Source organism: Microcoleus sp. MON1_C5, from assembly GCF_036701875.1.
Lineage (GTDB): Bacteria > Cyanobacteriota > Cyanobacteriia > Cyanobacteriales > Microcoleaceae > Microcoleus.
The window spans coordinates 81472-103109 of record NZ_JAUBRN010000008.1 but is presented as its reverse complement, the minus strand read 5'-3'; the positions used below and the strand labels follow the sequence as shown (position 1 = coordinate 103109).

The following is a 21638-nucleotide window of genomic DNA, read 5'->3' as shown; positions in this document are numbered from 1 at the left end:
TCGCATCATAACGATCGAATATCAGCAGCGCGCTTAATTCCGTGCGATCGCCCCTTCCATCTCGATCAGCCTTTTTTTGTAAGACTCTTGGGCCAGCACTTTCTCAACAGCTTGGCTTACTTTAGCAACGCTTGTGCCATTGCTTGAATTCATAATAGTCCTATCATAATAATCATAATTAATGTTTGTAACAAATCCAGCACACCTCCCTAAGGCTGAAGTATAGTAAAAGCTGCCAATAATTATAGTAAACAATATGGTAGAGCGATTGTTAAAAGAACGTTATGCCATTCAGCACTGCCTGGGTAAAAATGCGGGACGACAAACTTTGCTGGCGCGCGACTTACAAACTCAGGAGTTAGTCGTCATCAAAATCCTTACTTTTAGTGCAGATTTCCAATGGGACGATTTAAAACTATTTGAACGAGAAGCCACAACCTTACAGTCACTTTCCCATCCGGCAATTCCTCGTTACTTAGATTATTTTGAATTCCAGACACCAAAGACTAAAGGGCTGGCACTGGTACAAACCTATATTGAAGCGAAATCTTTGGCAGAATGGGTTGAATCGGGACGGAATTTTAACGAAAAAGAAATAAAGCAAATCGCTAATAAGCTGCTGGAGATTTTGATATATTTGCAACACCAAAACCCGCCAGTAATTCATCGAGATATTAAACCGAGTAATATTCTGTTAGCAGATCTATCGCCCCTCAAACAAAAACACTCCGCCCTTAATAAAGGTGGTTGGTTGGGTGAAGTTTACTTAGTAGATTTTGGTTCAGTTCAAACCTTAGCAGCGAGAGAAGGTAGCACGGTTACTGTAGTCGGAACTTACGGATATATGCCGCCCGAACAATTTGGCGGGCGCGCGGTTCCGGCTTCCGATCTTTATGGCTTGGGTGCAACGTTAATTTACTTAGTAACGGGAGTCCATCCAGCCGACTTGCCGCAGAAAGATTTGCGTATTAATTTTGAGCCAAAAATCGCTATTAGTTCGGATTTTGTGGACTGGCTGCAGTGGATGACCGAACCAGATTTAAACAGCCGCTTAACCGCAGCCGATCGGGCATTAAAAGCACTGAAAAAACCAGAAAAAGGGGGGCGTTCGGTCTTGGGAATACCTGCTAAAAGCAGGGTAAAACTGAAGAAAACCCGGAATAGTTTGGAAATTGTGATACCTCCTTCTCAACAATTATTTGTTAGGTGTTTGTTATTTTTTCTTTCATGGGCAGTTTTGTTTCCGCTATGGATATTCTTTACTTTCTTGGGGTGGAATAGCATTTTTCATGGCTCTGTATTCTGGAAAATCGTGGCTATTTTAGGCGTGATTTTTGTTATATTTTTACTTGAATTAACTCTCAAAAACACGGCTAAATTCATCCGGCTGCGGATCGATCACGAACAAATTTCTTTCACTTCCAAGCACTTGGGATTGGTGCGTTACAATCTACTGCCCCCAAGTCCGAGGGAGGCTATCTGTAAATTACAACTTATAGATAGTTTCAATACATACTCGCGCAGACCTCGCGACATTCAGATTTGGGCGGGAACGCAGGAATACAAACTGATTACCAGGCATCTCAGCGATGCCGAGATTGATTGGATAGCAGGAGAACTCAGCGAATGGTTAGATTTGCCTATTAGTCAATCGAATATGGACGTTCGCTAAAATTAACAAGCACTTTTCTCTCTTAGGATTACAAATGGCAAGTAAAATTTTAAAAGAGCGTTATGTCATCCAGAAACAGCTAAGTAAAAATGCGGGAAGGCGCACTTTGCTGGCGCGTGACTTGCAAACCCAAGAGTTAGTAGCGATTAAGTTACTGATTTTTGGGGAAGATGTTTGCTGGGATGACTTGAAACTATTTGAAAGAGAAGCGCAAACTTTACAACTGCTTTCTCATCCGGCAATTCCCCGCTATTTGGATTACTTTGATGTGGATGTGCCAACGGGTAAAGGATTTGCCTTGGTACAAAACTATATCCCAGCCAAATCGTTAGAGGAATGGTTAAAAAGCGGGCGAACTTTTAGCGAAGCAGAAATCAAGCAACTGGCTAAAGCATTACTGAAAATTTTGCGTTACCTCCACGGGCAACAGCCGCCAGTCATTCACCGAGATATCAAGCCGAGTAATATTTTACTGGCAAACAGATCTGGCAATAGTGTCGGTGATGTTTATTTAGTTGATTTTGGTTCCGTACAGACACTAGCAGCTAGAAAAGGCGGTACGATTACTGTTGTCGGCACTTACGGATATATGCCGCCCGAACAATTTGGAGGGCGAAATGTTCCCGCTTCCGATATTTACAGTTTGGGTGCGACGTTAATTTATTTAGTAACGGGCAGGCATCCAGCCGAGTTATCCCAAGGTAATTTGCAAATTCAATTTGAGTCAACAGTCAATCTCAATCCAGATTTAGTTGCTTGGCTGAAGTGGATGACACAACCGAGTTTGAACCGCCGCCTCGCATCTGCAAAAGAGGCACTGGAAGCTTTGGCAAATCCCCGCCAGCCAACTGATATCTCGATGGTTAGACAAAAACCTTTTGGGAGTAGGATTGAACTGAAAAAAAATGGGGAGAATCTAGAGGTTGTAATTCCGCCCAAAAAGTTGACTTTTTGGAACTTATACTGGATATTAATAGGAACGTTGTTTGTCTTGGGGGTTTTTTTATATCCTTTTACCTTGCTAACAGCCGTTAGTCATGATGCTTTTTTATTCATTTTTGTATTTCTGCTGTGTTTACCAACTTCTTGGATTATTGGCTTAATCATTGGTTGGTTTTTATTTTGGGAAGGTTTCGCAACTTTTTGCAGAGGGACTAGAATCAAGATCGATGGCCGACAGATTTCTGTAACTCACCTGTTGCCTTGGTATCACTATCAGGTTGCTCCTACCCAGAAAAAATCTATGATGGAAGGGAGTATGTATATTCGGGATTCAAGGTTAACTTACGTGTATAATGAAAAATATTATGAGATTATGAGTATTTCTCACGCAACCCCTCCAGAAATAGAATGGTTGACCCATGAAATAAGTGCTATATCTAACGGGAAATTTACTTTTGCCTGCAAAAAAGTGGCGAATAGGTCGGTAAACAGCAAAATTACTCAACCAAAATAGGTCGCTCGCCCTGCATTTTTGCTAATCGCATACTGCGATCTGCTTGCCATTTTCTGTAATTGCGATCGACAAATCATCAGCTTGTTTTAGATAATTACTCAAAAGTACATTTACAGTTTGTTGTTGTTTAAACGGGTAGGTTCGAGCTATCCTAGAAACATACTTCATTCTCGATCGCATTATGGTTGCCTTACCCGATCGCCCATCGATGAGTGCAGAAGAATACCTGGCTTGGGAACCCACCCAAGAGGAACGCTACGAGTATTGGGATGGCGAAGTCGTCGCCATGAGTGGCAGCACCCGCAATCACAATCGAATTTCAGGAAATTTCTTCAGAATCCTAGATGATGCCCTTGTAGATCGCCCTTGCGAGGTGTACATCGCGGATGTAAAAGTCCAAGTGGAACCAGGACAAAAGTATTTTTATCCTGATGTTGTAGTAACTTGTGATGAGCATGATAACGATCCGCAATTAGTGCAATTTCCTTCCTTAATTATCGAAGTTTTATCGCCTTCCACAGAAGCAGCAGATCGCGGCATTAAATTTGCTAAATACCGCCAATTTTCAACACTGCAAGAGTATGTCTTGGTGCAAGTTGAACAGCCAGGAGTAGAGATATTTAGGCGCAATCAACAGGGGCAATGGGTTCTCTCCGAGTATGGTTTGGGCGATTCCTTGCAACTTGAATCGGTGAATCTAGAAATTGCGATCGCCGATTTGTATCGCCAAGTACAATTTTCTTAAAAATTCCGCTATTAAGGGATTTGATATTAATTATCTTAGGGATTTTTTTAATTATTTGAACGAACCGCGAAGGCGCTAGAGCGCGAATAAAGAACAGTATCTTCTTCTTTCTCTTTCTTCGCGTCCTTAGCGCCTTCGCGGTTCATTTAATCTTACTCCAGATTCGTAAAAAACCCAGTTTCTGGGCCCCGATGGGTCAGTCAAATTTAAACTTAGATGTTGCACTATTCTCAATAAGCTTTTTAAGAACAGGCAAGATGCCTGTTCCACAAGAAAATTCACTCTTTGTGGAACAGGCATCTTGCCTGTTCTTGAGAATGGTGCAAAATGTAAAATTTAAACAAACTGACCCGTTGGAGTCGATCGCACGCGGCGAATCCCAACCACCGACGGCATCGGCGATCGGCGCGAATCATTCGAGATATTACTCGGCCACAAACTGCCGCGAGAAACACTACGAGTCTGATTAAAAACAGCACCGTTCAAATCCAACATTTCAATTGGCCGACTGAGTACAGTACCGTCATCGATGGGGCAATCTTCCCCCGGATGCTGCACCGAAAGCAACAGCGTATCTCCCAAAAAAGTCGGCCCTGTCAATTCGCATCGGTTCGGGCCGTAAGCAAACGGAATTACTGTTCCTGCATTCGGGCCGGAAGTCGGAATGTAAAACAGAAAATTGTTGCCGAAAACACCAGTAATATCTGACACATTTCCAGTCTTTTTATGGTCGATCGTCGTTGGCTCTCCACTCGCACCGACATCAAAACCGTTGTGCGTACTCGTAGACATATCAGTCACGCCCCAAACATTGCCTTGAGGGTCAAAAGCCAAATTGTCTACATTAGCAAATCCCGCCCCATCTGCCGCACCGGCTTCTCCACCTTGAGCCAAACGCTGCCAGCGGAACGTCAAACCCGCACCATCAGGACTGTCTTCAATTATTTTGTAAATTGCTCCCGACTGCTGATTGCTGTTGACTGCGCTACCGTATTTAGCAACATTAAAAATGCGAGAATCTGGATAGCCGTCGCTTCCCGGTGCGCCGTCAGTATAGGCAATAAAAACTTCCTTAGTAGTAGGATTAACTTCCAAATCTTCCGGCCGCGCCGTCGGAGTGCCACCAATCAAATTAGCAGCTAAAAAAGCATCAACTAAAACCGCGCCTTGGCTGCTGTAGAAATTAGCCAGAGTTTTATTTTGGTAGCCCGGAAGTGCTGTTGCTTCATTGGTTGTATCTACTACAAAAGAACCGCCGTCTTCGGTTTGACCAGCAATTCCTGCGCGTTTGGGGAAGCGAGTAGCGGCATCTCTTTGAGCTTTGCCAAAACTTGCTAATTCCGCCTCGCCAACTTGAGAAGGACGCACTGGATTTGTCTGGCTATTTATAGTTAGTGGCAGCCATCTTCCAGTACCGTTGCGGTTGTATTGGGCGACGTACAAAATGCCGTCTTCAAACAAGCGGCTGTTGGTTTTATCTGCGGGATTTGTGACACTACCGTTGCTGACAAATTTCCAGGTGTGTCCGCCGCGCCGATCGTCTCCCATGTACACTACTAATCTGCGACCGGCTTCGGCACGAATCGCGACGTTTTCGTGGCGGAAGCGGCCCAACCAAGTGTGTTTGCGCGGGCGGAAACTCGGATCTAGGGGATCGACTTCTACCATCCAGCCGTATTTTTCGCCGACTAAGCCGAATTCCTCGCCGATAGTACCCTTGGGGTAGCCCGTTTGGCCGCCGTTGGGTTTGATGTTTTCCTGAACTCCCACGAAAAAATCTTCGCTACCTTGGAAATTTTCTTCGGCTGAGAGGATTGTGCCCCAAGGGCTTGTGCCACCGGAACAGTTGTAGGCTGTACCGATTATCCGGTTGCCGAGTCCGTCGGTGTTGACTTGCGCGAAGACTTGGGTAGCTGCAGGACCCGTGCCGATGAGGTAGTTGTCGTCGCCTTGTCTGCTTCCCCAGGAGGTGACATCTTTGTATGTGTCGGAACGCTGGCTGTTGATTCCGAGGCCGGACAGTCCGTGGATACGGCGGTTGAGGGAGTCGCCGGCGATCGCCCCAAATCTGCCGTTGGCTTGTTTGGTGATGCGGACGATGGAACCACCCATATTGTACAAAAATTCGCCGAGGGTCGCGCGATTTTTTACAGATAAGTCTAGACCGAGGACGGCGCGATCCGTTGCTGGGAATGATGCCAAATCTGACGGGGTATCGGGTGCCTGTTTCGACATCGGGAAGGATACGTACTCGTGGTTAACCCAGAGATAACCGTCGTCATTGCTGCCACGAAGGCCTACAAAGCCTGTGTAGTCGTTGTTGTAGCCGAAATAGTCGGCAGGATTGGGGAAAACTCGATCGCCCCAGCGGAGAATCACGTAACGTTCGTATTCCGGCGGCACAACCACATCGTCAACAACGCTGTAACTCGTTAATCTAGTATCCTGCGAGGCAGCCATAACCGTTCCCTGTCCCCCCGGCGCCATCGCCATGAAGCTGGGCAGTTCTCGATAAATCGGCAGCGGGTGGGGAAGTCTTAACGGAGTGAAAGATGTCGGAACTACAGCTTCAGCAGCGCTGGAATTGATGCTGAACAGTTTTTGAGTTAATTGAGGGGCAAGCACAGTGGTAGCTGCACTGCTGCCGAAGAAAATTAGCAGTTGTCGGCGAGTTATTTTAGACATAAATTCCTTTTCAAACCAACATCCCTAATCTGATGATTCCGTATGAAAGTTTATCACTTTTAAATTAAGGAAAGTTAACCTGAAGGTTAATTAAAATTGCCAGATATTTAGGTTAACAAAAAGTTAAAATTTGCTAATTATAGTAATCCTAAATCCTTTGTGAATTTCTTACTCCCTCCCCTTGATAAGGGGAGGGTTGGGGTGGGGTAAAAAAAATACGAGTGCTGCAAGGATTGCTATAGTATGAGAGAGATATTTAGGAAAAAATAGCCATCCGTGTATCCGTGATTTCCGTGTCGTGCGGTTGGTTATTGGTTGTTTGTTACTAATTCCCAATGCCCAATGCTTTGGCTACTTCGGCTTTGCCAGCGTACAAGTAGGCTCAGCAAAAGTTCCTTATTACCAATATTTTAATCATCTCGAAAACCCGGATCATTTTCTCGGGATGTCGATCGACTGGGCGCAGGTACATTAATCACTTGCGAAAACCCAGAATTTGCGGGCGAGATATTGCCATCTCTGAATCCCAAGAGCAATTTAGCATCCGCAAAATATCTAGTCCACTGTTCGATTCTCGCATCTTTCTGCCAGTCGGGGCGCGATACTCTCGATCGCAAAACAGGAACCCTTTGTCGGCTGCGATCGGCTGTAATGATGATTGTAACTTCTGTTAATGCCGGATTTTCTTGAAACTCGCGGGCGATCGACTCTTTTGCTAAATCTTCCGCCTGCTGCACTAAATTCGCAAAAGATTGACTGCCGTCCGAATCTAAGGTAAGGTAGCGCTCTTTGGTTTCAGCCAAAGCTATCGATATACTTGCTGTTAAACTGATAATTGCTAGAATGACGGCCGACAATAAGCGTAGGTACAAATTCATTAGGTTTGAAACTCAATACTAACACTTGTCAATAATAATTAATAAAAATTAACAGAAGATTAAGCTTAAATTAAAATAATATTTTGTGTTATTAGAATGCGCCAAAAATGCAGGCTTTAGGGGGGGATTTTTGCAAAAATACAACTTGTATGGCCGGGCTTAACCCGAAATCTTTTTAGCTATCCAAGGATATGGATAAACGCGCCCCGCCTTAGTCTTCCCTTTTGCCTCTTCCCTCTTCCTTCTTCCCTCTTCCCTCTTCCTTCTTCTTATTTATGAAATCAACAAAATGTGCGATCGCCCTCGGTAGCAACTTAGGCGACTCCCTCGCCACGCTCAAAAGCGCGATCGTAACCCTCAATAACACCCCAGGAATAGCCGTAAAATCTCATTCAAGCTGGTATCAAACCGCCCCCGTAGGGCCGCCGCAACCCGATTATATCAACGCCTGCGCCATCTTAGAAGTTGCACTAGAACCCGAACAATTGCTAGCAAAATTATTAGAAATCGAGATAAAATTTAATCGAATTCGCCGAGAAAAATGGGGGCCAAGAACCCTCGACCTAGATTTGCTGCTGTATGACGATTTAATCTTAGAAACTCCGACACTGACTCTACCTCATCCCCGGATGACCGAAAGAGCTTTTGTATTAGTACCTTTAGCAGAAATTGCCCCGGATTGGGTGCATCCGGTGACGAAAAGTGCGATCGTCCAACTCCTGCAAACCGCAGAATGTTCCGGAGTGCAAAAATTGCCATTGTAAAAATGGAGCAAAATTCACGCATCGTACCAGTAAAAAAAAATGCAACCGTAGGTAAGCCCAAACTGTGATAGTTATCAGTCATTCCCAACCTAAAATCTCAAATCTAAAATCTAAAATCGTATGAGATCGCCTATGATGTCTTAAATCGGTGCACTCAAACATTATTCGCTTCTCGCTTATGTCGATCGGTCAAGAACTACCCCAACTCCTCAAACAACGCCTATTTTACCAGGGGCGCAAATTTAACTTTGACGTAGCCACCCTCCGTCTTCCCAACGGTTCCGAAGGCGAGTGGGAATGTATTCGCCACCCGGGCGGAGCACTTGCAGTTCCCGTCACACCCGAAGGTAAACTCGTCTTGGTGCGACAATACCGCTTTGCCACAAAAGGGCGAATTTTAGAATTTCCCGCAGGTACAGTCGAAATCAATGAAAGCCCCGCCGAAACTATTAAGCGCGAAATCGAAGAAGAAACCGGATATCGGGCCGGAAAATGGCAGAAATTAGGGCAATTTTTTCTCGCCCCCGGTTATTCCGACGAAATCATTTATGCTTTTTTAGCCCAAGATTTGGAAAAACTGGAAAAGCCGCCCGCACAAGACGATGATGAAGACCTTGAAACAGTTTTATTCACCCCTGAAGAATTAGAAAAGGCTATTTTAGCTGGGGAACCAATTGACGCGAAATCAATTTCTAGCTTTTTCTTAGCCCGTCCATTTTTGACTTAAATAGAACTGACGAAAAAAACCCGGTTTCTTATAAAAATCGTGCATCAAAGCGATAAATCTTAACTTAGAAACCGGGTTTTTGACCCCGCGTGTGTCCAGGACTGGAAAATCTAAAATCTAAAATCTAAAATCGAATGTCCGATCTAATTTTATTTTGGCACCGCCGCGACTTGCGTATTTCTGACAATATCGGACTGGCAGCAGCGCGCCAGCAAAGCCCGAAAGTAGTCGGGATTTTTTGTCTGGATCGCAATATCCTAAATCGGGATGACGTAGCCCCAGCAAGAGTCACATACATGATCGGCTGCTTGCAAAAACTCTCCTCGCGTTACAGGGAAGTAGGCAGCCAATTGCTGATAATTCAAGATGACCCGAGTCTAGGAATACCGAAACTAGCAATAGCGATAAATGCCAAAGCAGTATTTTGGAACTGGGATGTAGAACCCTACGCGAAACAGCGCGATCGGTCTGTATTAAACGCCCTCCAACAAGCAGGAATTAAAGTTCAAAATTTCTGGGATCAAGTCCTGCACGCCCCAGATGAAATTCGCAGCGGTACAAAGACTCCCTACACAATTTATACACCATTTTGGAAAAAATGGAACAGTAAACCGAAAGCCCAACCAGTAGAGACACTGCCGATAACTTATCTGGAATTAATGACCGGATTAACGGCAGAAGAACAAGAACTCGCAAACGAAGCAGGTGCAATGGAAACAGTGCCAACTGCTTCTAGTTTGGGGTTTATTTGGGAAAATCCATTAGTAATAGAACCCGGAGAAGATGCAGCGCAACAAAAATTAGAAGAATTTTGCGATCGGGCAATTTACCAATATCAAGGACAGCGCAATTCCCCCGCAATTAACGGTACATCCCAACTCAGCGCCGCCCTCAAATTTGGTGCCATTGGCATCCGCACGGTTTGGCAAGCTACCCAGATAGTAATGGACGCTTGCCACAGCGAAGAAGCGTACACAAGCATCCGGACTTGGCAACAGGAAATAGCGTGGCGGGAATTTTACCAACACGCCATGTATAACTTCCCAGAATTAGCAGACGGCCCCTACCGTCCAGCCTTCAAAGACTTTCCTTGGGACAACGATGAAAAGCTTTTTCAAGCTTGGTGTCGAGGCAAAACTGGCTATCCGATTATTGATGCGGCAATGCGGCAGTTAAATCAGACAGGTTGGATGCACAATCGCTGCCGCATGATAGTCGCCAGTTTCCTCACCAAAGATTTAATTATTAACTGGCAGTGGGGTGAAAAATACTTCATGCAAAAATTGATAGACGGCGATCTTTGTGCTAATAACGGCGGCTGGCAGTGGAGCGCATCGAGCGGTATGGACCCGAAACCTTTGCGAATATTCAATCCGGCGACTCAAGCTCAAAAATTCGACCCGGAAGGGGAATATATTCGGCACTGGGTTCCAGAATTGCGCCGCGTTGATACTAAAGTTTTGCTAACAGGAAATCTTTCGTCTTTAGAACGCCGACTTCTTCATTATCCCTCTCCGATCGTAGATCACAACGAGCAGCAGCGCAAGTTTAGGGAACTTTACACGCAGCAAAAAATTAAAACATCAGACTCAGAACCCCCCCTTGTTCAAGAACTCGGGGTTATAGCTGACCTTATTACACCTACCTAATTAATATGTGATATCATGTTCTGTTAATTACTATTAAAAACTTTGTTTGTAGTAATAAAAAATTGAGTTTTTATTGACTCTATTCGAGGACTAAAGTCTTCGCTCCGAACTATTGAGGGTTATATGAATGGATAATTTTTCAAGAGTCAAACCCTAGTCAAATAGATAACATTTGAAGAGTTTGTAGAAGGGTATCCAGGAGATGAAAAAAGACCTTCCGAGCTACGCAATGGAGTAATAGTTGAGAGGAACCCAAATGGCGCTTATGAGGAAGTTACGGTTTTTATTCTCCGCAAAATTAACGTAGAAATAGACCGCTTCCCCGCACTTGCTGTCAGAACTCCGGCTTATTTACGATCGCAAAAAAGCCAATTTTGTGACAGCCAGCCTCCTAATTCCGTTGTATTTTTAATTTCGCTTTTGGGAAATAGAGAGAGAGTAAGGGTGTTGACCTTGAGATCGATCGCCCACAAAAATAACATAAGTCCCCTTGTCCCCATAACCGGAAAATTCTACATTCCCCGCAGCAGCATTCGGCGGCAGGACGCAGAAACGCCCCCTCGGCCCCTGAATCATCAAACTTGGAGCTCCAGCGGTTTGTACTGCAATCCGCCAGTAAGGCAAATCCTGCGTTACTTCGATGACGTGGTTCGGTCCTTGGGAGACAAAACCGCAGTCGCCGCTATTGTTCGGGCCGCCGGAAACTCCAGAAACTCCCAGCGGTTCGGGAAATCCCGGAGCAATTTGTAGCGGTTGGCTCCGAAGGGCACCGGCATCCGCTAAAATCATTGCCAAGGCTACGGTCACGATCGGGCTAAACCACAGTTTGCCGCGATCGCCCGGATAATTGATCTTCATGTTTCCTCACACAATGACATTTGGTTCTAGTTCTTTGACGGTAGGGGATAACGGCTGTTCCAAACACATTAATCTAAAATAACTTCGGAATTTTTTTATGAATCCTCAAAATAACTTCAATTGGCAGCAAGCGTTCGGAGAACTAAAAGCTAAAGTAGAACGATCGCCGCTCATCACACAAAATTCAGACAGCTATCAAGCCGTCGGAACCTTCTACAATCAATTATTGGACAAGTTTCAAAGACTCCCCAAACCCGGGCAGGTGGCAGCCTTTGCCGTCGGAGCGATAATTGTCCTGACAGTCTTCAATAGCGTCGTACAGCTAATTTCATCGCTGATGACTCTTGCCGTTCTGGGAGTGCTAATCTACATAGCGTATAAATTGGCAATTTCCCCCGAGTCCTCAAATACTAACGACAAATAATAGGAATTTCTAAATATGGCTAACCCCACCGCGCCCACCGGCATCAATCAACCCGATCCGTCTTGGCAAACACAATCCAAGCAAATGCCACTGCTGGTTCGCAGGTGCGGCGCTTGGGCAGTGGAAATTTCGTTAATTGCGGCCAGCGCCCTCGTTCCCTTCAGTATCGGGGCATTGGTCAACAGGGAATCTCAAACCGTGCCGCTCAATTCCTCAGTAGCAGCAGCATCCGAAACCGTCGCCCGTACCTTGGGCATACCCGTGCGCGATCGCAGCCCCAGAGTCGCACCCCTAACTAATCTATTCTGGTCAGGGGCGCTGCTGGCACCGGCAGTTTTAGCGGGGTGGCAACTGTTTTTGCTAGCCAGAACCGGTCAAACTATCCCCAAACGCTGGTTCGGGGTCAAAGTTGTCACAGCGTCGGGTACTCCTCCGGGTTTTGGGCCAGTGCTAATTCGCGAAAGTTTGGGGCGCTGGGGAGTGCCTCTGGGCGTCGCTTACGGCATTTGGCGCTTGAGCGGTGCGTTTCCAGATTTGCTGATTTTAGGGGGGCTCAGCGGCTTGGCAGTGCTCGCAGACGGGGCTTTTGCATGGCGCTACAAACGGCAAGCGGGACACGATCGCCTCGCGAATACTTTGGTGGTCAATGCTCGATCGAATCAAGTGTCTGCCGATCCTGTCCCGACTCAAGATTGGACTGAGGAAGACGCGCAGATTGCGGCTTTGGTTGTGACTCCGCAAAGCAGCCTGAAAACAAATGCCAGTTTGTGGAATTGGATGCGCCAACACCCAGGCACAACTTTAGTAATAGTTACCGTCGGCAGCGCGGGATTGATTTTAACTTTGTTTGTCGGCACTCTCATCTACACTCAAAGTCAAGCAAATATGCGGGATTCCCGGCAGCGGAACGACGAATTATTTGTAGCTTTAGTTAGCAAATTGTCTCCCACATCGGCTAGCGGGGCATCGGGCAGGCGATCGGCCATTTTGGCTTTGGGGGCGGTGGAAGACTCCCGCGCCGTACCCCTGCTAGCGGATTTGCTAGCTCAAGAAGACAACCGCGCCATGTTGGACGCGATCCAGCAAGCTTTAGTCAGTAGCGGGCCGAAAGCTTTGCCTGAGTTGCAGCGGTTGAATCAAGCCCTCAGCAACGATCTCGATTCCCTGCGCTTTGGCGGCAAGGCCCCGGAACGCGAGTTAGCGGCCGCCCGCCAGCGAACAGTACAAAGGGCGATCGGCAAAATTCTCACAGTGTATAGCAGCCAGCTCAACAGTGTCGATCTCAGTCGCACGGATTTAGCTCAAAGTCCTGCCGGCCCGTCTCAGTTTACTTTAGTTTTAAACAAAGTTGACTTGTCGGGAATTAAGTTGAGAAATGCCAATTTAACCAATGCCAGCTTGCAGGGAGCTCGCTTTTACGGCACCGGCGAAGACAGGCGTCCGGGTACATTTGACGATTGGATTTCTGACTTGAGCGGCGCTAATTTGGAAGGAGTAAATTTGACCGGGGCGTCTTTGAACAGTGCTGTCATGAACCGGACTACTTTTGTGCGCGCTGTCATGAACAAAGCTAATTTGTCAAACGGCAATTTGAATTCAGCTAATTTCAGCAGTGCTATTTTAATAGGAGCAAATTTACAGGAAGCGCAGTTAAAAAATGCCAGTTTTACCGGGGCAGATATAGGAAGCGCGAATTTGTCGGGAGCAGATTTGTCTGGTTCGCGTTTGGCCAAAGTGAAGGCTCAAGGCGCTCAGTTGTCCTTGACAAATTTGTCTAAATCGGAATGGCAAGGTGCTGATTTGTCCGGTGCTGATTTGGGCGGCGCAAACTTACAAAAAGCAGATTTGACTTCGACTAAACTCGCCAACGTCAATTTAAAAGATGCTCGGTTGCAAGATGCCAATTTTCGGAATGCGGAGGTGAGTTCGGTTGATTTTAGGGGCGCGAATTTAGCTGGAGCGAATTTTAAAGGCGCTGTGTTTCTGGGGAAAACAGCGTCGGATCAATTTATTCAAAATCCGACTGGTAGTAAATCCGGTCGATTCCTAGGAGTTGATTTTGCGGAGGCTAAGAATTTAGATAAAAGTCAAATTGCTTACATTTGTTTGCAGGGGGGCATTCATCCGAACTGCCCGAAGAAGAAGTAAGGATTGGTTGTTAACGAGTAGGCTAATACAGTTGATGACGAACAGGTAGGGTAATTATGAGCGTTAAGCGAATCATTTATCTCATCCTAGCCATTCTGGGGCTTGTGCTGCCTTGGTACTATAACCTGCAGTTTTTTAGCAATGCGGGCTTGCTCGACTTTATAAACGAGAGTTCGGCTAATCTTGCTGCGAAATCGGTAAGTTTAGATTTGTTTATCGCAACTGTAGCAGGAAGCACTTGGATGTACGCTGAGTCGAAACGATTGGATATAAGTTTTGTAGGGCTGTACATAATTCTGGGTGTGCTTGTTTCGTTTTCATGTGCTTTCCCGCTTTTCTTGTTTGTGCGGGAAACCAAGCTGGAAAAATCTAGTGAAGTCTCAAGTTAAACAGTTGTTTAACCGATTAGTGCCGCGCAGCACAATAATTCGGTGCAGGCGATCGAGGTATTATATAATTTCCGGTAAAATCACCGTTATAGGTTTGTAGTGACGGCGGAAGTGATCAGAATTTTATGAGGATTAAATTCCTCACTACAAACCAACGTGATTGTTGTCGTTCGAGGGGACATAATGTTATATCGTTTCCGGTTGCACGAGCGAGATAATATAGAGGACAGGGCAGTGCAGTTTCCCTACCCGGATTAATTGTAGGGAAACCGCACGGCGCCGTCTCGAAAGCTGTGGGTAATATTAATTACGATGCTACCGGATTTGATACTAATACCAATTTCATTCATTTCTGGCTAAAAACTTTTGTGTAGGGTTTCGTTCCACTGGCCAAACCTACTATTGCATTGCTTATTGAAATGAATATTACGCAATAGCATCCGAACTGGCAAGAGTCTCGAATTGCGCTAATAGCATTGCCTCACCATTATTTGGAGTTCCAAAAATTTTAGGTAACTGACCTGTTTGGGCGAGAACTTGTCTCACTTCTCGGTTAGATACATCGGCTAGATTTTTGTTATTTAGAATGGCATTAACCGCAGCGATACCCACACCTTGACCAACTGCAGCGTTGAATTCCACAATTCTGCCGACAGAACAAGCAAACCCTTCAAATCCAGAACAGGGACTGACCACTGCCAGGTTAGGAACGTTTTTAATCAATGCGTGGCGGATGCCAATATTAAAGATAGGGTGTTTAAAACTCAGACTTTTAAACCATCCTAGACTGTTTGCTTTCTCGCCAATACCCGGGATGCCTCCGCGTACATCAAAATGATAGCTAAATGTTGCCAGGGCTTCATTAGCAGGTACGCCACCTAACAGCATTTGTGCGCCGGTTAAAGGTTCTACAACTCCCGTCACATTGCCGGCGTGTCTGATATAAAGTTCTGAGGCATAAGTAACAGAAGTAGCGCCCAAACTCCTCAGCCAAGTTGTAACAAATAACATCTCTCTTTGCATATTAGCCGTAGGTTTGCTCCCGCTTCTAGCTAAGGCTTCCGCTTCGCTGGCGGTGACGGCAAATAAAAGCGCATTCCACGAAAGTCTATCATTTGGAAGTACGGCTATATTTCCCTCATCTAAAATTGTGCCGCTTTCAGAAAAAGATAGTTTTATTCCTCTAAAGGAGTGGTAAGCTACAGACAGAGCCGGCGAGCGTACATCGATGTAATCGTTACCCGCCCACAGAGTTTTGAGATTGCCTTGAGTATCTTTCATTTCCCGCCGGAGTTCTTCTGCTAGTTTGGCATCCTTGTCGGCAGCGTACAGCAAAAATTTTTGACTCTCTGCATCGGCCAGGTTGGTGAAGCGTTTTAGATAAATATAATCGAATTCTTTCAGGGCTCTTGCACTGAGTCCTTGGGTTTCAAAAACGAGGGTGACTGGAAGTTCTGAGTTAGGCAGACCGAATGTTTCAAATCCCTTCAGCTTTCTCACACCGGCAGCTTGAGCTAATTCGGCATTGACAGTGGCATCAATAAATTGCTTGCCGGCATAAACTACGCCTTGAGAGGTGGTTATACTGGCAATTTTTTGGCCTTCTTTACTGACTGATTTAATTTCTACTTTGCTGAGGAGATCTGCCCCAGCTTGTACCAGCATTTCTTTCAGCGCTGCACTGGCTTTGCGGGGGTCAAGTGCAATTGCCTTAACGCCGGATTTTTGTAAAAATTCTTTATAGATTGTCGCCGGTGAACCAAAGGTATCTAACTTTAAAGATTGTTGAAGTTGTTCACTAATCTGACTTCTATCTAAATAAGCAAGGCCACCTCTTACCAAATGCCCGCCAATTCCTTCTTGCAAGCTTCCTTTAGACATCAGCAGAATTCGCGGATAACGCTTTGTGCGGCGAAGATATTCTCTGGAGGCAGAGACAACAGCTAGAACTCCTGGAACTTCATCACCAAAACAGATGACATCGTAAGAACGCACATCCATGACCATTATTTAATAACCTCTCCTGATTTTCATGTTTTCGAGCTAAATCTCAATGTTTGCCGTCAAACTCTCTGTTTTTCCCAAATCTAGCCCCATTTTTCCTGATTTTTGCGATAAATAATATTCACACATTCCTGGATGCAGAAACCGGGTTTTTTCCTGAAAATCTTTCGTTGAGGACGATCGATCTCGGTTGAAAAACCCGGTTTCTGAGCGTCCAGAGTCCGTCAGTCTGGTACTCTTGATTGTCATCAGCTCAAATTATCAGGATCTATCCCCAACTCCCGCAATCGCTGAGCTAGTCGATCGGAACGTTCAGCTAATCGATCGGCGCGCTGGGCTTCCTGTTGGGCGCGCTGGGCTTCTTGTTGGGCGCGCTGCGATTCCTGTTGGGCGCGCTGCGATTCCTGTTGGGCGCGCTGCGTGGATTCTTTCACCTGTTCTTCAGGAGTCAGATAACGTTTTCCATCGGCATCATACCAATACAACCACTCCCTTGTCACCCCAGAATAACTTCCCCTTTCACAACCAATCCCCAAACTAATCTCTGGCATCCAAACTGGATTTCCTGACTGTAACTCGTACTTCCCATTGACTAACTTGTGTACTTCCAAATGAGGTTTACGACGGCGGCGGGAAGAATAAATGACGTAATAAAGTACGCCTAAAGCTTGATAAGTCTCCAACTTGGTGCTGTATTCCTTGCGATAAGTTGGGGAAACAACTTCTAGCACGAAAAGTGGCATGACATTTTCATCCCACAGCACGTAACTGGGGCGCAATTCTTCGTCGTAAAATCGTTCTACTCCTAAACTTAAGAAAGCATCGGGGACAATGGGTGGTTCGTCAGGGTGATGATAAATACCCATATCTATGCCAAAAAACCAGTCCATGCGTTCTGACCAAAGTAGGAGCAATATTGCTTTTAACAACCCTGGTATTAGCTCTTGCAGTTCGTTATCCACAGGCGTTTCATCCGAGTCTGGTAGTTCATCGGCGGAGGGCAAGTTCCTCGGCAAGTTGTACTGTAACATTGCGGCTTTCCTCAAAACTCACTAATATTATACCGTTGATTTGTTGAGCGATAGTATTTATTGAACGAACCGCGAAGAAGCGAAGGAAGAGAAGAGAAGATGATAGGTAATTTTGACTTAGTTAATCTGAAGTAATTTTTGTAAAAGATTTGCTGAGACTTACACGATCGACTAAACTATGTCTAACGAGTCGGTTCTAATGGGGAGCAGCCGTTAGAGGAAACGGGGAAAGTTCGGTGCAAGTCCGGCGCTGTCCCGCAACTGTAATGAGAGTCATGTCGCTTTCTGAGTCAGGATGCCCGCCGATGTGTTAGTTTACATAGTCTCATCTGCGAGGTTCAGCGTGAAGACCAGAAATCGGAAATTGGTCAGCTTGGGATTGATGGCTGGCTTGAGTTGTTATATTGTCCTGGGATCGGCAACGCCCGCCGCAGCTATGCACATTTCGGAAGGTTTTTTGCCGGTGCAATGGGCTGCATTTTGGTGGATGGTGGCGTTGCCTTTTTTTGCAGTAGGTTTGCGTTCAATTACTCGCATTACAAAAGAACACCCGGAACTTAAACTATTGCTTGCTTTGGCGGGTGCGTTTACTTTTGTGCTTTCTGCTTTAAAAATTCCCTCGGTAACGGGGAGTTGTTCTCACCCGACGGGTACGGGTTTGGGTGCAATTTTGTTCGGCCCTTCGGTGATGGCGGTACTGGGGGCTTTAGTTCTGTTTTTTCAAACGTTACTGTTAGCGCATGGTGGGTTGACAACGCTGGGAGCGAATATGTTTTCGATGGCAATTGTCGGCCCTTTCGCTGCGTATTTTATCTATCAATTGCTGTTGCGAACTGGCAGCCAGCGGGCGGCAATTTTTGGTGCTGCGGCTTTGGCAGATTTGCTAACTTATGTAACGACTTCGATTCAATTAGCATTAGCTTTTCCGGCAGCCAGTGGCGGTTTTATGGCTTCGTTTCTCAAGTTTGCTGGCATCTTTGCTATCACTCAAGTACCCCTAGCCATTAGTGAGGGATTGCTGACTCTATTGGTCTGGAATTGGCTGCATTCTTACGGGAAGCCGGAGTTGGAAACTTTGAAATTATTGAGACAGGAGTCATAAGCCGTGAATCAAAAACCTACAAAAAATTACCAATCTACTTCGCGGCAAAATTGGCTTTTGGCTGGCGCTGTGATTGTTATGGCAGCGTTTCCTCTCGTTTTTGTGCGGGGTGAATATGGCGGTTCCGATGACCAAGCTAAGAAAGCAATTACGGAAATTCAACCGGGTTATAAACCTTGGGTCAATCACTTGTTTGAGCCGGCTAGCGGAGAAATTTCAAGTCTATTGTTTGCGTCTCAAGCGGCGATGGGGGCTGGCGTAGTTGGGTACGTCATTGGGTTGTATAAAGGCCGATCGCAATCTCGGCAGCAGTCTGATAATAAATCGTCGGAATGAACCATCAGATTGATAGTCTGGCTTATACAAATCGCTTGCGCGGGTTGCCGCCATCTCACAAGTTATCATTTGCGATCGCCCTTTTAATTCTGTCTCTCGTTTCTGGGGCGATCGTCCAATTGTCGATCGCCCTTTGGTTGGCCGTGTGGATCGTCGTCTATGCGGGTATTCCGGGGAAACTGTATTTGCGGTTGCTGTCGCTACCGTTGATGTTTTTGCTGACAAGTTTGCCTGCTTTGGCGCTGGGTGCGGCTGCGGGCGATCGTATCCCTGCAATCCAGTGGGATATTTGGCAAGGTTGGGGCATTAGCATCGGCAGTTTTTATCTGTATGTGAGCCGCACCGGAATATACCAAGTGAGCTTGCTATTTGCCCGCGCCTTCGCATCGACAAGCTGTATGTATTTCATCCTCTTAACGGTTCCATTTACCGAAATCTTGCAAATTCTCAGACAATTACGCTGTCCAGAGTTAGTCACAGAACTGCTATTACTAATGTATCGGTTTATTTTTAGCTTATTGGCGATCGCCGATGAACTTTGGATAGCACAAAACTCGCGCTGCGGCTACCGCACTTGGAAGCGGGGAATGCAGAGTTTAAGCATTTTAATCGGGCAATTGCTTCAGCGAACTTTGGAAAACTACCGTCAAGTATCGCTGAGTTTAGCGTCGCGCGGCTTTAATGGAGAATTGCGCGTTTGGAATTCTTCCCCTTACAAACCTTCGAGAAGATATACATTTGAAGCCGTGTTTGGTTGCACGGTTTTAACTTTATTAAGTGTGTTATTTCAGAGCTAAATTCATGAAGCCCCAGTGGTTCCCAGGCAGAGGCTGGGAACCAGTAATTTTATCTCTTAGTGTGCGGAGGCCGACTTCGTTTCTGTAGAAGCGGTTTCAACGGCAGAATCAAAAAGGGGGGCAAAAACTGAATATATGACTTTTATGAACATAATGAATGACTTTTATGAATTGACTTTAACAGAAAGCTGTTGAATACTTGTTGTAGTAAACGAATTTTCTGTATATTGCAAGACTAGATTGAAATATACAGCATATTCTAAGTTTATTAAATACAGTAGTAAGTATTGCTAATTCAGCTATATATATCACGCGATTGTGTGTGTGTCAAACACATGAAATATGCTGTTATTCAATCCTAGGAGAAACAACTCATGACATCTGATTCCACCAAGGGAAAATTTTCCCCGCCCCCGATCTTCTACATAATTGCAGCACTACTCTTAATTGGAGGAGTTAGCTTGGGCGGTAAAATCCTTAATTCATTGCCTAGCAACTCGATCAAAATTAATACTGATGCTGTTAAAGATTCCATGAGCCAAGGGGAGACTCTATTCTTTCCAAAAGACGGCACTCCTACTAAACTCCAAGCGGCAGAAGCGTTTACAAGTGGCAACTATGCAAGTGCACAAGCATTATTCGATCTATCGCTGCAACAAAAGCCTAACGATCCCGAAGCTTTGATTTACAGCAACAATGCCAAAGCATTCTCGCGCAACCCACTTAAAATTGCGGTTTCTATTCCAGGGAGTACCGATATCAATGGCTCCCGTGAAATTCTGAGAGGCGTGGCTCAAGCTCAACAGGAAATTAATGCGGCTGGCGGTATCAAGGGTCGGTTACTCATGGTTGAAATTGCCAATGACAACAACGATAATAAAACCGCACAAAAAATTGCTGAATCATTAGTCAATGAGTCAAGTATTCTTGGTGTTGTTGGACACTATGCCAGTAGTGTGACGCTAGCCACTGCCGATATCTATAACCAGGGCAAGCTGGTCGCAATTTCTCCAATTAGTACAGCGGTTCAACTGTCAAATAAAAGCCCCTATGTGTTGCGGACAGTACCAAGCGACTATGTTTCAGCTAGGGCGCTGACTGACTATATGCTGCAAACATTGAAGCTGAAAAAAGCGGTTGTTTATTTCAATTCCCAAAGTGAATACAGTAAATCTCTTAAGGGGGAATTTAGCACTGCGATCGCCCTCCAAGGCGGCCAAGTTGTCGGCGAATACGATCTGTCCGATTCGAGCCTCAGCCTCAAAAAAAGTTTAGAAGAAGCTAAACAGCTCGGAGCAGAAGTGATTATGCTAGCCAGCAATACGGATTCGCTCGATCGCGCTTTCCAGGTTGTCCAGGCCAATAATAATCGCTTACCTGTGCTCGGTGGGGATGATGTTTACAGCCCCAAAACCCTAGATGTGACCCGCGAGCAAGGACGCGGCATGGTCATAGCAGTGCCTTGGCACATTCTGGCTGCGGGGTCGGAGAACTTCGCAAAACGATCGCGCCAACTCTGGGGCGGCGATGTTAACTGGCGCACCGCAACTGCCTATGATGCGACTCAAGCTCTCGGCACAGCTTTGCAACCAAATCCCACTCGTGAAGGTGTTTCGGCAACCTTGCACAGTCCATTGTTTACTGCATCGGGAGCTTCTGGCACGATCTCATTTCTGCCATCGGGCGATCGTAATGCTCCTGTGCAGTTGGTGAAAGTGGTCGAAGGTAGTCGTTCCACCTACGGCTATGATTTCACCCCCATTCCCTAGTTTCTCACTGATATTGATTCGACATTTGGTGAATTACCATCTGACAATGTTTGAGTTAATCTGTGCAATTTATAGAGAGGACGATCGTTCTCTCTTAAAGCTTTTCGTTAATGCTAAAACTTGACATTATAGACAATGGGATGTACAAGATGATGACACTTATACTTGGACAAAAATACATGAATTTACCAAAGTTGAGCGCAC

General features: G+C 45.7%; 20 protein-coding genes and 1 riboswitch. Of the genes, 13 read left to right on the top strand and 7 right to left on the bottom strand.

What is annotated here, in order from left to right; all coding sequences use genetic code 11:
- Window positions 1-256: 256 nt before the first annotated feature.
- Together QUA71_RS06220 and QUA71_RS06215 are read left to right on the top strand one after the other, a co-directional pair.
- A complete protein-coding gene (locus tag QUA71_RS06220; RefSeq protein WP_333283348.1) occupies window positions 257-1672 on the top strand; it encodes a serine/threonine-protein kinase in 1416 nt (471 codons plus the stop codon).
- 34 nt (window positions 1673-1706) lie between these two features.
- Window positions 1707-3128: a serine/threonine-protein kinase gene (locus tag QUA71_RS06215; RefSeq protein ID WP_333283346.1), complete on the top strand. Its 1422-nt coding sequence runs from the start codon at window positions 1707-1709 to the stop codon at window positions 3126-3128.
- Window positions 3129-3149: 21 nt separating this feature from the next.
- On the opposite strand, the gene QUA71_RS06210 is transcribed toward QUA71_RS06215, so the two are convergent.
- Entirely contained in the window at window positions 3150-3296 is a 147-nt protein-coding gene (locus tag QUA71_RS06210) for a hypothetical protein (RefSeq protein WP_333283345.1), read from the bottom strand.
- Window positions 3297-3309: 13 nt separating this feature from the next.
- Here QUA71_RS06210 and QUA71_RS06205 point away from each other — a divergent pair, with 13 nt between their 5' ends.
- The gene (locus QUA71_RS06205; RefSeq protein WP_333283343.1) at window positions 3310-3873 is read left to right on the top strand and encodes a Uma2 family endonuclease; all 564 of its coding nucleotides are present in this window, start codon (window positions 3310-3312) and stop codon (window positions 3871-3873) included.
- Between the two features lie 336 nt (window positions 3874-4209).
- Here the strand turns inward: QUA71_RS06205 and QUA71_RS06200 are convergent, their stop codons facing one another.
- Together QUA71_RS06200 and QUA71_RS06195 are read right to left on the bottom strand one after the other, a co-directional pair.
- Window positions 4210-6558 carry a PhoX family protein gene (locus QUA71_RS06200; protein ID WP_190656104.1) on the bottom strand — a complete coding sequence of 783 codons (2349 nt, stop codon included), beginning with the start codon at window positions 6556-6558 and terminating at the stop codon, window positions 4210-4212.
- A 410-nt stretch (window positions 6559-6968) separates the two neighbouring features.
- Window positions 6969-7436 (bottom strand): hypothetical protein, encoded by a 468-nt coding sequence (locus QUA71_RS06195; RefSeq protein WP_333283341.1) that lies wholly within the window; start codon window positions 7434-7436, stop codon window positions 6969-6971.
- A gap of 275 nt (window positions 7437-7711) precedes the next feature.
- Between QUA71_RS06195 and folK the strand changes: the two genes are divergently transcribed.
- The 3 genes from folK to QUA71_RS06180 all read left to right on the top strand — a co-directional run bounded on the left by folK (window position 7712) and on the right by QUA71_RS06180 (window position 10576).
- Window positions 7712-8200: a 2-amino-4-hydroxy-6-hydroxymethyldihydropteridine diphosphokinase gene (folK, locus tag QUA71_RS06190; protein ID WP_333283339.1), complete on the top strand. Its 489-nt coding sequence runs from the start codon at window positions 7712-7714 to the stop codon at window positions 8198-8200.
- Window positions 8201-8378: 178 nt separating this feature from the next.
- On the top strand, window positions 8379-8927 hold the full coding sequence (locus QUA71_RS06185) for an NUDIX hydrolase (RefSeq protein ID WP_006635393.1): 549 nt from the start codon (window positions 8379-8381) through the stop codon (window positions 8925-8927).
- Window positions 8928-9061: 134 nt separating this feature from the next.
- The gene (locus QUA71_RS06180) at window positions 9062-10576 is read left to right on the top strand and encodes an FAD-binding domain-containing protein (RefSeq protein WP_333283337.1); all 1515 of its coding nucleotides are present in this window, start codon (window positions 9062-9064) and stop codon (window positions 10574-10576) included.
- A 408-nt stretch (window positions 10577-10984) separates the two neighbouring features.
- Here QUA71_RS06180 and QUA71_RS06175 read toward each other — a convergent pair whose 3' ends face one another.
- Window positions 10985-11434, bottom strand: coding sequence for a hypothetical protein (locus QUA71_RS06175; RefSeq protein WP_333283335.1), 450 nt, complete (start codon window positions 11432-11434; stop codon window positions 10985-10987).
- A gap of 97 nt (window positions 11435-11531) precedes the next feature.
- On the opposite strand from QUA71_RS06175, the gene QUA71_RS06170 reads away from it, so the two are divergent.
- Genes QUA71_RS06170 through QUA71_RS06160 form a run of 3 tightly spaced genes read left to right on the top strand, consistent with a single transcriptional unit; the run spans window position 11532 to window position 14395 of the window.
- Complete coding sequence (locus QUA71_RS06170; RefSeq protein ID WP_333283333.1) at window positions 11532-11858, top strand: hypothetical protein; 327 nt, start codon at window positions 11532-11534, stop codon at window positions 11856-11858.
- Window positions 11859-11873: 15 nt separating this feature from the next.
- Window positions 11874-14006: a pentapeptide repeat-containing protein gene (locus QUA71_RS06165; protein WP_333283331.1), complete on the top strand. Its 2133-nt coding sequence runs from the start codon at window positions 11874-11876 to the stop codon at window positions 14004-14006.
- A gap of 56 nt (window positions 14007-14062) precedes the next feature.
- Window positions 14063-14395, top strand: coding sequence for a DUF2834 domain-containing protein (locus tag QUA71_RS06160; RefSeq protein WP_333283329.1), 333 nt, complete (start codon window positions 14063-14065; stop codon window positions 14393-14395).
- Between the two features lie 426 nt (window positions 14396-14821).
- Here QUA71_RS06160 and QUA71_RS06155 read toward each other — a convergent pair whose 3' ends face one another.
- Genes QUA71_RS06155 through QUA71_RS06145 form a run of 3 tightly spaced genes read right to left on the bottom strand, consistent with a single transcriptional unit; the run spans window position 14822 to window position 17430 of the window.
- Window positions 14822-16396 (bottom strand): FAD-dependent oxidoreductase, encoded by a 1575-nt coding sequence (locus QUA71_RS06155; protein WP_333283327.1) that lies wholly within the window; start codon window positions 16394-16396, stop codon window positions 14822-14824.
- Between the two features lie 42 nt (window positions 16397-16438).
- Window positions 16439-16648 carry a hypothetical protein gene (locus QUA71_RS06150; RefSeq protein ID WP_333283325.1) on the bottom strand — a complete coding sequence of 70 codons (210 nt, stop codon included), beginning with the start codon at window positions 16646-16648 and terminating at the stop codon, window positions 16439-16441.
- The gene (locus tag QUA71_RS06145) at window positions 16648-17430 is read right to left on the bottom strand and encodes a Uma2 family endonuclease (protein ID WP_333283324.1); all 783 of its coding nucleotides are present in this window, start codon (window positions 17428-17430) and stop codon (window positions 16648-16650) included. The genes QUA71_RS06150 and QUA71_RS06145 overlap by 1 nt, the downstream gene beginning before the upstream one ends.
- Window positions 17431-17604: 174 nt before the next feature.
- A riboswitch (cobalamin riboswitch) is annotated at window positions 17605-17751 on the top strand.
- 61 nt (window positions 17752-17812) lie between these two features.
- Between QUA71_RS06145 and QUA71_RS06140 the strand changes: the two genes are divergently transcribed.
- From QUA71_RS06140 to QUA71_RS06125, 4 genes are all read left to right on the top strand, one after another.
- On the top strand, window positions 17813-18532 hold the full coding sequence (locus QUA71_RS06140) for an energy-coupling factor ABC transporter permease (protein WP_333283408.1): 720 nt from the start codon (window positions 17813-17815) through the stop codon (window positions 18530-18532).
- Window positions 18533-18535: 3 nt separating this feature from the next.
- A complete protein-coding gene (locus QUA71_RS06135; RefSeq protein WP_333283322.1) occupies window positions 18536-18868 on the top strand; it encodes an energy-coupling factor ABC transporter substrate-binding protein in 333 nt (110 codons plus the stop codon).
- Complete coding sequence (gene cbiQ, locus QUA71_RS06130) at window positions 18865-19665, top strand: cobalt ECF transporter T component CbiQ (RefSeq protein WP_333283320.1); 801 nt, start codon at window positions 18865-18867, stop codon at window positions 19663-19665. The genes QUA71_RS06135 and cbiQ overlap by 4 nt, the downstream gene beginning before the upstream one ends.
- A 374-nt stretch (window positions 19666-20039) precedes the next feature.
- Window positions 20040-21434, top strand: a complete 1395-nt coding sequence (locus tag QUA71_RS06125; RefSeq protein ID WP_333283318.1) for an ABC transporter substrate-binding protein — start codon at window positions 20040-20042, stop codon at window positions 21432-21434.
- Window positions 21435-21638 lie beyond the last annotated feature (204 nt).